12 protein-coding genes are annotated in these 10,219 nt (G+C 45.1%); 5 read left to right on the forward strand and 7 right to left on the reverse strand.

Annotated elements, in window-relative coordinates; all coding sequences use genetic code 11:
• Positions 1 to 119 precede the first annotated feature (119 nt).
• Positions 120 to 989, forward strand: a complete 870-nt coding sequence (locus B9J87_RS03090) for a LysR family transcriptional regulator (protein ID WP_026027359.1) — start codon at positions 120 to 122, stop codon at positions 987 to 989.
• 23 nt (positions 990 to 1,012) lie between these two features.
• On the opposite strand, the gene B9J87_RS03095 is transcribed toward B9J87_RS03090, so the two are convergent.
• Positions 1,013 to 1,240 (reverse strand): glutaredoxin family protein, encoded by a 228-nt coding sequence (locus tag B9J87_RS03095; protein WP_094149336.1) that lies wholly within the window; start codon positions 1,238 to 1,240, stop codon positions 1,013 to 1,015.
• Between the two features lie 165 nt (positions 1,241 to 1,405).
• Between B9J87_RS03095 and B9J87_RS03100 the strand changes: the two genes are divergently transcribed.
• The 3 genes from B9J87_RS03100 to B9J87_RS03110 all read left to right on the forward strand — a co-directional run bounded on the left by B9J87_RS03100 (position 1,406) and on the right by B9J87_RS03110 (position 3,227).
• On the forward strand, positions 1,406 to 1,909 hold the full coding sequence (locus B9J87_RS03100; protein WP_010318598.1) for a M48 metallopeptidase family protein: 504 nt from the start codon (positions 1,406 to 1,408) through the stop codon (positions 1,907 to 1,909).
• A complete protein-coding gene (gene rlmF, locus B9J87_RS03105) occupies positions 1,909 to 2,943 on the forward strand; it encodes a 23S rRNA (adenine(1618)-N(6))-methyltransferase RlmF (protein ID WP_017044825.1) in 1,035 nt (344 codons plus the stop codon). The genes B9J87_RS03100 and rlmF overlap by 1 nt, the downstream gene beginning before the upstream one ends.
• A 62-nt stretch (positions 2,944 to 3,005) precedes the next feature.
• Entirely contained in the window at positions 3,006 to 3,227 is a 222-nt protein-coding gene (locus B9J87_RS03110; protein ID WP_017044824.1) for a hypothetical protein, read from the forward strand.
• A 22-nt stretch (positions 3,228 to 3,249) separates the two neighbouring features.
• Here the strand turns inward: B9J87_RS03110 and pilW are convergent, their stop codons facing one another.
• Positions 3,250 to 3,963: a type IV pilus biogenesis/stability protein PilW gene (gene pilW, locus B9J87_RS03115; protein WP_094149337.1), complete on the reverse strand. Its 714-nt coding sequence runs from the start codon at positions 3,961 to 3,963 to the stop codon at positions 3,250 to 3,252.
• Between the two features lie 145 nt (positions 3,964 to 4,108).
• Positions 4,109 to 5,050 carry a homoserine O-acetyltransferase MetA gene (metA, locus tag B9J87_RS03120; RefSeq protein ID WP_094149338.1) on the reverse strand — a complete coding sequence of 314 codons (942 nt, stop codon included), beginning with the start codon at positions 5,048 to 5,050 and terminating at the stop codon, positions 4,109 to 4,111.
• 137 nt (positions 5,051 to 5,187) lie between these two features.
• On the opposite strand from metA, the gene B9J87_RS03125 reads away from it, so the two are divergent.
• Positions 5,188 to 5,562, forward strand: coding sequence for an ATP-binding protein (locus B9J87_RS03125; protein ID WP_029388298.1), 375 nt, complete (start codon positions 5,188 to 5,190; stop codon positions 5,560 to 5,562).
• A gap of 4 nt (positions 5,563 to 5,566) precedes the next feature.
• Here the strand turns inward: B9J87_RS03125 and B9J87_RS03130 are convergent, their stop codons facing one another.
• From B9J87_RS03130 to B9J87_RS03145, 4 genes are read right to left on the reverse strand one after another with little or no spacing between them, the layout of a single operon-like run.
• Positions 5,567 to 6,703, reverse strand: coding sequence for an ABC transporter permease (locus B9J87_RS03130; RefSeq protein WP_013856658.1), 1,137 nt, complete (start codon positions 6,701 to 6,703; stop codon positions 5,567 to 5,569).
• Entirely contained in the window at positions 6,696 to 7,844 is a 1,149-nt protein-coding gene (locus tag B9J87_RS03135) for an ABC transporter permease (RefSeq protein WP_017044820.1), read from the reverse strand. The genes B9J87_RS03130 and B9J87_RS03135 overlap by 8 nt, the downstream gene beginning before the upstream one ends.
• A 5-nt stretch (positions 7,845 to 7,849) precedes the next feature.
• Entirely contained in the window at positions 7,850 to 8,824 is a 975-nt protein-coding gene (locus B9J87_RS03140) for an HlyD family secretion protein (protein ID WP_017042989.1), read from the reverse strand.
• Positions 8,821 to 10,188 (reverse strand): TolC family protein, encoded by a 1,368-nt coding sequence (locus tag B9J87_RS03145; RefSeq protein ID WP_254918089.1) that lies wholly within the window; start codon positions 10,186 to 10,188, stop codon positions 8,821 to 8,823. Before B9J87_RS03145 ends, B9J87_RS03140 begins: the two co-directional genes overlap by 4 nt.
• Positions 10,189 to 10,219 lie beyond the last annotated feature (31 nt).

Here is a 10,219-nt window from a genome sequence, read left to right on the forward strand (position 1 = left end):
CAGTAGCAGTGGCTTGGTGATTAATAAAATATATTAAAAATATCGTCGTGATATATAAAATATATCCAAACCTCGTTGGACGAACCTCGCTTCGTTTGATTCTGTGGAACCATAACGCTATGGATACTCGCCATCTAAAACATTTTTCGGCTGTGGTTCAATGCGGCAGCTTTACTTTAGCAGCCCAGCAACTGCACATTGCGCAGCCAGCGCTTAGTATTTCGATTAAAAAATTTGAGCAGCAATTAGGGGTTGTTTTGCTAAAAAGAGATGAGCGAAAAGTGACGCTGACCCATGAAGGGCAAGTGTTATATGAACACGCCACTCGTATTTTGCAGCAACTTGAAGATGCACAATTGGCGATGGATGAGCTTAAAGGGCTCGTCAAAGGTGAAGTGAGGCTCGGCGCGCCGAGCATGATGGGATCCTATTTCTTTCCAGAAATTGTAATGGCTTTTAAAAGTCACTTTCCCTTGCTAAAAATGACGGTGATAGAAGCGGGAACTCAGTCGATTAGAAAAATGTTGCTCAGTGGTGAGCTAGATATTGGCGTGATCCTCAATCATGATCTTCCTCCGGATTTAGAGGTCGATCCCCTATTATCATCGCAAATGGTGGCGGTAGTGGGGAAAGAACATGAGTTAGCACAACGAGAATCGATAGATTTTAAGACCTTTTTTGAGCATGAATTGGTAATGTTTAAGCCCGGTTATTTCCACCGCGACTTCATTGATAAAGTGTGTAAAGAGCATAAGCTCAGCGCACATTTCTCTTTTGAAACCAATCTTTTGCCAATGATTTTAAGTATTGTCAAACATGAGTACGCAGTGACTGCGTTATTAGAGCTTGTAACGGAGCATGAACCGGATGTTCGAGCGATCCCTTTTGAACCGCCAGTCTGGTTAGATTTAGCCCTCGCATGGCGCAAAGAGGGCTATTTGTCTAATGCCGACCGTACTTTTATTGAATTTGTGAAACAGTACGTGTGAAAGGGGCGATGTGTATCGTTCGATTAACTTTGATAGATTTTTTCAAAGTTGTTTGGGTTCCAGCCAATCATAATTCGATCACCAATTTTTAAAGCCGGTACACTGCGCGCGCCGATCGAATCCAGTTCCTTCCGGCCGCGTTGCATTTTTGCGTTACATAAGCGGTAGGGGATCTGTTTGGTGTCAAGATAGCGCTGAGCATCTTTACAGTGCGGGCATTTATCTTTGACGTAGAGCACAATACGTTTCATCCAATTCACTCATTAACCGAACATAAAGGGCGGCAAGTTTACCCACCGAGGCGCTGAGTTTCAACTCTCTCGGATGCGAAGCCTTGCTCCTTGTGATTGGAAAGATGAAACGCAGGCTTGATTCAGTTACACTTAGCGCCTTTTTTATGAGTCAGTTGCTGGGCTATGCATCCATCTTTTCGTTACATACAAAACTATCCGCCTCATCTCGTGTCACAAGTTGAACAGTTGATCACGGCCGGTAAATTCGTTAGTTGGTTTGAGCAACGCTACCCACAGCGCCATTCGATTCAAAGTGAAAAAGCGTTGTTTAACTACGCGATTGATCTCAAAAATCAATACATGAAGAAAACGGCGCCGATCAGTAAAGTGGTGTACGACAATAAAATCCACATTATCAATAACGCACTAGGGTTGCACAGTTATGTTGCCAAAGTGCATGGTGGGAAAATCAAATCTAAAAATGAGATCCGCATAGCGAGCATGTTTAAAGAAGCACCGGAGCCGCTGTTGCGCATGCTAGTGGTACATGAGCTGGCTCACATCAAAGAGAAAGAGCATAACAAGGCCTTCTATCAACTGTGTTGCCATATGGAACCGAATTATCATCAGCTCGAGTTTGATGCACGATTGTTTATGATGTATCTCGATTTAAAAGAGGAGCAGTAATGTCAGCCAAAGCGAAGTCGCAGAAAAGCCAACCTGAAGCGAGCCATAAAAAACCTGCGTTAAAAGCAAAGCAGGGGTTACATCCTCGTAATCAGCATCAAGGACAATACGATTTCCCCGCGCTGATTAATACACTGCCTGCTTTGAAGCCCTTTGTTATTCGCAACCCGAATGGTGAACCGAGCATCAATTTCTCCGATGCGATGGCGGTGAAAATGCTCAACAAAGCGTTATTGGCACATCATTATCATGTGACCCATTGGGATATTCCCGCTGGGTATTTGTGCCCGCCGATCCCCGGTCGAGCTGATTATATTCATCGCGTGGCCGATCTGCTGCTAGATGAGTGCTCAGCAATCAAGCATGAGAAGGTTCAAGCACTTGATATTGGGATCGGAGCGAACTGTATTTATCCGATAGTGGGCGTGGCAGAGTACGGCTGGCACTATGTTGGTAGCGATATTGATCCTATCTCTATTAAATCCGCCAATCTGGTGGTTAATGGCAATGCTTCACTCAATGGGCGTATTGAATGCCGTTTGCAGAGTGATGCAAAACACATTTTTAAGCAGATTATTCAAGAAAATGAGCGTTACGATCTCACCACGTGCAACCCGCCTTTTCATGCATCACAACTACAGGCGCAGCAAGGCAGCGAACGTAAGTTGAAAAATTTACAGCGTAATCGAGTCAAAAAAGGTCAAGAAATTGCGGGGCAAGACGCTAATAGAAGTAAGGCGGTCACGCTCAACTTTGGTGGACAAAAAGCTGAGTTATGGTGCCCCGGTGGTGAAGCTGCCTTTATTAAAAACATGGCCTTTGAAAGTCAACACTACGCTCAGCAAGTGCTGTGGTTCACCACATTGATCTCTAAAAAAGAGAATGTACGTTGGATGCAAAAACAGTTAGATAAAGTGGGTGCTGCAGTGGTGAGGGTTGTTGAAATGCAACAAGGGCAAAAAGTGAGTCGATTCATCGCATGGAGTTTCCAAAATGACAGCCAACGCAAACAATGGTTAGCGGCAAAGTGCTAGGCTGACTTCGTTGATTGACTATATTGGTCAGTGAGTTGAGATAGCAATAGAAGGAGTAAGGTATGGACTTTGACCTTTATTTACCTTGCCAACCAGACTGGATCTGCCAGCCCTTCGCTTATCTGTTTGCCTTGCTTACGATGATTGGACTTGGGTTTTTTATTCGTATTATCTATCGCGAATATCAAAAAATTCAGCGCGCTCAGAAAGTCAGACGTCTTCGCCGTATCCACTATCGTGATCGTCCTGGTGGCAAAGACGGTAGACCCACCAATATCAAATAACCCTTGCCCTAGTAATACGATATTAGGAAAAGGTATCGAGCGCCGCTTGATATTTTTTCTCTAACGCTTTATTTCCTGCCTTTTTCTCTAACTCTACCAATAATTGAAGCGATGTTTTTTGGTTACCGTAGCGCTGATTAAATTGCATCAAGCGAATGCGAGCTTGCGTGTATTGTTGAGCGTCAATTTCCAATTTAGCTAATTGCAGCAATGAACGAGCTCGATTAGGGTCATGGTCTAATGTTTTTGCAAAATAGTAGCGCGCTTGTTCTTTATCGCCAGATTTTAACGCGCAAAAGGCTGCGTTCTCATAGCTTGCAGGGACAAGGTAATAATAGGGTTGAGCAATGGCGCGGTTAAAATATTCATCGGCTTTTTGATATTCGCCCTGCTTGCACAAAAATGTGCCGTAGTTATTGAGAATATTGCCATTTTTGGGATGGGCGCGAAGCGCGGTTTGATAGGTTTTACGTGCGGCCTCTGTTTCACCGACAGTTTCGTAGTAGTGAGCCATCGCAAGTTGCGAGCGATAGTAAGTCGGCGCATGTTGTGTGGCTTTTTCTAAGTTCTCACGTGCTTTGCTCATGTTGCCATTTTCTAAATAGCCTAGGCCGAGCGCAATGCGAGATTCGGCCATTTCAACCGGATCCGCTTTTACTTCAGGCTCACCTTTTTCGTTCACGGTGACACAGGCCGATAACGTGAACATTATCAATATCATCAGTATTTTTTTCATTATCTGCAGCTCCTAAATGGCTTAGACGCATGATAAGGAAATCAGAAGATCGAGGGGGAAAGAGCAGAGAAGAATGCGAGTCAGTATGCACTATGTTTGATGAAAACCTGAACACCTCATTACTGAGATGATCAGGCATGAAACACTAATCGTCTTTGGTAAATTTATCTTCGCTAAAGTGTTCAAGGTCGTAAGGTGTTTGTTGGTAAACACAGTAGTTTAACCAGTTTGCAAACAGCAAGTGACCGTGGCTTCGCCAACTGGCGACTGGTTTATTATCTGGATTATCATTGGGGTAGTAGTTGACTGGGATTGCGGGTTCCATCCCTTCACCTAAATCTCGAATATATTCACCATGCAGTGTATGTGCGTCGTATTCAGGGTGACCTGTGACAAACACGTTACGTTTGTCTTTGGTTGAGGCTAAGTACACACCCGCCACATCAGAGGTGGCGAGAATATCTAAATTCGTATGTTCGGCTAAGTATTCTGGTGAGAAATCAGCATAACGAGAATGGGGCGCTAAAAAGGTGTCGTCAAAGCCGCGTAATATCGGATGAAAGGGATGGTGGATTTCATGATGATAAACGCCCGATAATTTTTCTTTGCGAGTTCGTTTGGGTAGATTGTAGAGCAGTTTTAGCCCCGCTTGCGCTGCCCAGCAAACGTAGAGTGTGGAAGTGACGTGATTTTTAGCCCATTCCATCACGCTTTTTAAGTGTTCCCAATAAATCACATCTTCAAATTGGACCAACCCCAAAGGTGCTCCGGTGATGATGAGCCCGTCGAAGTTGCGATTTTTTACCATCTCAAATTGACGGTAAAAGTTCTCCAAATGCTCAGTGGGGGTATTTTTACTTGGGCGCTCATCAATTCTCAGTAATTCAATATCCACTTGCAGCGGAGTATTGGATAACAGGCGCAAAAACTGAGTCTCGGTTTCGATTTTCTTCGGCATTAAATTCAAAATCAAAACTTTCAGTGGACGGATGCCCTGTGTGGCGGCACGTGTTTCTGACATCACGAAAATGTTCTCATGACGCAGTACATTACCGGCAGGCAGTTGGTCGGGGATCTTAATCGGCACAGCTTTCTCCCTAAGCTATTTTTGGACGTCTATACTGCCGAACTTAACTCAATCAAAACCAGATGTCGATAGCAAAATGAATCTTGCTGTGAAATTGGTTACTATTGGATATCCGTTTACTTACCTGTTGGATACACATGGCGCTAACCTTAACTTTGATCAGGGGATTACCCGGCTCAGGCAAAAGCACCTTAGCAAGGACGCTACATGCAAAGCATTTTGAAGCGGATATGTATTTTATCAATGAGAAAGGCAACTATTGTTATCAGCCAGATAAAATCGAGCAAGCTCATCGGTGGTGTCAACAGCAAGTGGAGCGCTGTTTAGCGCAAGGTGAGGACGTTGTTGTGGCAAATACTTTTGTCCGACATTGGGAGATGCGAGCTTACCAGCAGTTGGCTAAACGTTACCATGCAACCTTAGTGATTAATGTTTGCCGTGCGCAGTACCAGAATGTTCATGGTATCGATGATGCCACTGTTGAGCGTATGCGTCAGCAGTGGCAGGAATGATTAATTAACGCTTCCGCTGGAGTTGGTAAAAAGCAAGGGCTCCCCAACCAAACACTTGCACCCACAAGATCCCCCACTGAGTGCTGATTTGATCCCATGATGCGCCCATTTGGTTCAAACTGAGAAAACTCTGGATGGCAGGCGTACTTGGAAAGAGGTTGGATATCCAAATGATAGGGCGTGGAATTGCTTCTAACGGCCAAATAAAACCAGCTGAAAAAATCAGTGGCATTGAGCTGATTAATACCACTAACGTCACCAATTCTCGCCGCGGTGTAACTGAACCAAGCCAAATGCCGCATAGGCAAGAGGCCAGTAAGAAAGGCAGTAGAAGTAGCAATAAATGCCCCGCACTAGCGAGGGTGTTGACACCATGTGAGGTAAAACTGGCACCAAAGTAGTACATGCTGAGTAGATAATAAACAGCAACAAGGACAATGCTGCGTACCAATATTAATCGTAGCGGTGTGGTATGACTCCAATAGCCATTTCCGTGCTTTTGTGTTCCGCCCATTAATCCTGCCGCCATGATCATGGTTTGTTGTAAGATCAAAACAAACACCGCTGGGACAACGTAATCAACATAGCCCATGCGTGGGTTAAAGGTCGGTTTTAAGTTGATGCTTGTGGCGGAATAGTGCTGAGCGGCCAGAGAAAGCGGTTCTCCTTCCATCACTAAACGTGACACTTTACTTTTCGCGGCTAAGGTTCCACCAGCTTGCGATAAGCCCTCAACGATGGTGCCGTACACTAGAAAGTAAGAGGCATCGCCAGCGTAGGCCAGTGTTGGACTTTTTCCAAGTAGTAGGTCTTTATAAAAATGTTCAGGAATCACTAAAATACCGCTAACTTTGCGGTTAAGAAAAGCCTGCTTGGCATCTTCAATGGTACTGTCTCGTTGAATCACTTTGACTTGTGGCGTTGCGTCAACCATGCGTTCTAGTTGGTAACTGGCTTGGCTTTTATCGAGATTGACAATCGAGAGTGTCTGCTCGCGTGGAGTTTGCTGCGTATAGGGCAAAGGGTATAAAAAGGAGTAAAAAACCACGCCACCAAAGACAGTCAACAGCACCACAGGGTTAGTGAATAGCGCTTTTAGCTCTGCTTTAAGTAGAGCAATGAATCGCGTAGTTTCAGTCATGGTTGATTCGCTCGGCTTGCTTGTGTTTACGGATAAGAATCAAAGTGAGCAGCAGCGGCAATGCATAGCCCAGCATTGGCACTAAATACTTAAGTGATGACAGCAATTCAGCGTTATAACTCACTTGGCTTACTTGCACTTCAATGTAGTGACTCACTGGCAGCAGGCTTCGCCACCACTGCGCTAGAGTATTCATATCCGTCACTGGGAACGTAATGCCCATAAACGCAAAACTTGGTGCGGTAAAAGCGCCAGCAAAACTCATTGCTCTTGCCGGATCGAGTGTTAGAAAGAAAAAGAGTGCGCCCATGATCATACAGGCGAGCGTCATTGCAAGTTGTGCGATAATCAATAGAGCAAAACTGCCGTGCATTGGCCACATTAATATTTGATAAAACCAGATTAAAAAACCAATCCCTTGCAGCATAAAAATCGGCAGATAACGCATCAATGTTAGCGTTAAAATTCGTAATGGCTTTTCTCCAAGCCACGTTTGCAAACCAAAGTGACGATGGTTTGCTGCCAAAATCATAATGGTACTGACCACGACAACGATTTGCCAAAGAGCGGGTACAACCGCCGAGACTAAAAATTGCGCATAGTTTGTATTGAGATTAAACAGGGGTGTAATCTGTGTCCTGATTGGTACGGCTCGCCCCATCGCACTCAATGTGGTTTGTTGGCTAGTCGCTAGGTTTTTTACGACATCCACTTGGGCATTGAACGTACTTTGTGCTTGAACAATAGCAGAGTTGATCAATCGTCCAACCAAAATGTATTGGCTATTGAAGAAGGTCGATACTTGTGGCTGCTCACCACGAAATATTGATTTATCAAATTGATACGGAATGACAACGTACGCGTAAATGTCACTTTCAATTAACGCAGTTTTGGCTTGATTGACATCTTGGAACTGGTGCGTGACTGCCATGGTCGAGGTTGCATCGAAATCTCTTATCAATTGACGTGACAATTGGCTGTGAGACAAATCGACCACGCCAATCGGCAGATCGCGCACTATTCCTTGTGAGAAAATCCACCAAATACTGAATGCCAATACTATTGGTATCCAGCTTAGGCTAGACAATAGCCAAGGGTCATGGCGCAGCAGAGGCCATTGAGGGCGAACCTGAATCGACATAAGGCTTATAGCTCAACCACTAAACTCATTCCCATACGCAAACCTTCGACAGGTGTGGTAGGGCGAGCTTCGATTTCAAAGGTGCGTAAATCAAACCCTTGTGAGGCGTCTGTTGATCGCCATGTGGCGAAATCACCCATCACTGCAATGTGGGAAACGATAAATTCTACTTTGGCTTCTAAAGCAGGTAAGTAAGCCGTAAATGTTGTGCCTTTCGTAAAATGCTTGAGTTGATCTTCGCGTACGTTGAGCACCGCCCATGAGTCTTGGGTATCCACGACAGTCACGACAGGGAAGCCCTGTGGAGCCAGTTCGCCGCTTTGCAGCAGTACTTGGGACACTTCACCGTCAAACCAACTCTCAATTTTAGTGTCCGCGGCATAAGCTTCAACTTCCGCTACGGCACCAGCAGCCATACGTTCTTTTTCCGCGGCTGCGAGTTTAGTTTCAGAGCGTGCGCCTTCTTTGGTCATTTGATACATCTGAAAAGCGGCGCTTTCAGTATATTTAGCGGCCTGCCATTGGGTATTCGCTTCATCACGCTTTTGTTCAGCGACGACACCATCACGGTAAAGATTATTGACACGCAAATAGGTTTTTTCCATTAAATCCGCTGCGGCTTTGGCTTTAAGCCATTGATCTTTTGCCGCTTGGATCTGCTGATCGCGTGCGCCTGTTTCTGCTTCTTTAGCCAGTGCGCCCGCCGCTTTTTGACCCGCAATCGCTTGATCTAATTTAGCTTCAATTTCAGGGCTGTGCAGCGTGAAAATGAGCTGGCCACGTTCAACGCTATCGCCTTTGCGCACCAGTACCTGATCAATACGGCCGGGAACTTTTGAAGAAATACTGTATTGTTGAGATTCAATCTGTCCTTGTAAGCGAACAGGTTTAGGTTGAGATGCTTGGTAAAAGCGATAGCCTACCCAAGAGATCGCCACCACAGCAGCAAGAGCAATCAGTGTTGGTTTTACGGCTTTCATAAGGCATCCTTTTGAGCAGGTGATTCGTGAGTCATTGATGAGTGCAACAAAATCGCTGATTGTGTGTAGATAGGGAAAGTATTCATTTCACTGGTCAATGCCAGTAACTTATTTAAAGAAAGTAAGTAGTTGAAGCTGGCTAATGACTGTTGCGTTTTTATACTAGCAAGGTAGAGCTCTGCATCCACTACATCTAAAGACGTTGCTAAACCCTGACTGAATGCCTTTTGGCGTAGGTTCAGGTTTTCATTAGCCAGTGTGAGACTTGAGTTTAGTCCCATCACTTCTTCCAATGCTTGTTCGGCTTCCAAATAGGTTTTTTCCACCAACACGCTCAAGTCTTGCTTAGCTTGCGCCTTTAAGTAACGTACTTGTGAGACCGCGCTGTGCGCTGCTTTGACTTGATCGCTGCGACCCGATGTTTCAATTAACGGAATGTTGACCCCAATACCCACTAACCAATCCGGTTTCATTTGGCTGGCCAGTGAATCGTCTTCATGTAGGCTGTAATCACCGTAAAGGTAGACTTCTGGATAGTATTTGCCTTTTTCAGCTTTGATCAAGCTGCTTGCTTGCTTTTCTTTTGCTTCAAGTAGTGCCAAGCCCGGATAGGTATTGAGCGTTTGCTCCACAAAAACAGAGAGCGGCGGTAAACGGTCATTGACAAACAGTGAGCCACTTGGCTCGACTTTTTCTGTTTGACCTAGAATTTGGGTTAGTGCGCTTTGGGCAATATCTAAGGTTTTTTGTGCTTTTTTGCGTTCAACCGTTGCTTTATCTAATGAGGCTTCAGCTTGTAGCCGTTCCACATGGGCAATTTGTCCTTGTTGCTCTAACTTTAGTGCATTATCACGGTGCTTGGTTAACCCTTGCTCAACGGCTTGGCGAGTCACTAAAACCTCTTTTGCCAAAAGAACACTAAAGTAATATTTGCTCAAGTCTTCATAGCGCGCTTGTGTTTCCATTGCGAGCTGGCTTTGCGCTTCTTCTTTCTTACCTTCCGCAGCAGCTTGTGCGGCGCTGATCCGTCCGCCCGTAAAAATGGGCCAAATAGCGCGAATCGAAGAGCTGAAAATATCTCGTTCGGTGATGGTTGATGTGATGGAGCCAGCACTGGCCAGTATCGGTCCTAAATCTGGCCCCAAAGATGATGGGACAGATTGCCCAGTGCTATCGAATATCTGCTTTCCTGACAAAGTAACATCTTGGTCTAAACGCGTGTAGTTTGCACCAATAGAAACAGCAGGCAAATTAAGACTGTCTGTGGAATTTTCAATATGCTGATAACGTTCGACATTTGCTCGCCCAGCGGCAAGTGAATTATTGCTCTGTTGCAAAAGATCCCATGCTTGTTGAAAGGAAATCGGCGCGGCGAAAGAAGGGGCTGCACCAAGC

It is taken from the genome of Vibrio sp. V19_P1S1T109, from assembly GCF_002241375.1.
GTDB classification, from domain to species: domain Bacteria; phylum Pseudomonadota; class Gammaproteobacteria; order Enterobacterales; family Vibrionaceae; genus Vibrio; species Vibrio anguillarum.

Excerpts from the sequence above, each read along its gene's own strand:
- B9J87_RS03095 (WP_094149336.1), bottom strand. The coding sequence starts at position 1,240 with ATGAAACGTATTGTGCTCTACGTCAAAGATAAATGCCCGCACTGTAAA.
- B9J87_RS03135 (WP_017044820.1), bottom strand. The coding sequence starts at position 7,844 with ATGTCGATTCAGGTTCGCCCTCAATGGCCTCTGCTGCGCCATGACCCT.
- pilW (WP_094149337.1), bottom strand. The coding sequence starts at position 3,963 with ATGAAAAAAATACTGATGATATTGATAATGTTCACGTTATCGGCCTGT.
- B9J87_RS03110 (WP_017044824.1), top strand. The coding sequence starts at position 3,006 with ATGGACTTTGACCTTTATTTACCTTGCCAACCAGACTGGATCTGCCAG.
- B9J87_RS03130 (WP_013856658.1), bottom strand. The coding sequence starts at position 6,703 with ATGACTGAAACTACGCGATTCATTGCTCTACTTAAAGCAGAGCTAAAA.
- rlmF (WP_017044825.1), top strand. The coding sequence starts at position 1,909 with ATGTCAGCCAAAGCGAAGTCGCAGAAAAGCCAACCTGAAGCGAGCCAT.
- B9J87_RS03090 (WP_026027359.1), top strand. The coding sequence starts at position 120 with ATGGATACTCGCCATCTAAAACATTTTTCGGCTGTGGTTCAATGCGGC.
- B9J87_RS03125 (WP_029388298.1), top strand. The coding sequence starts at position 5,188 with ATGGCGCTAACCTTAACTTTGATCAGGGGATTACCCGGCTCAGGCAAA.
- B9J87_RS03100 (WP_010318598.1), top strand. The coding sequence starts at position 1,406 with ATGCATCCATCTTTTCGTTACATACAAAACTATCCGCCTCATCTCGTG.
- B9J87_RS03140 (WP_017042989.1), bottom strand. The coding sequence starts at position 8,824 with ATGAAAGCCGTAAAACCAACACTGATTGCTCTTGCTGCTGTGGTGGCG.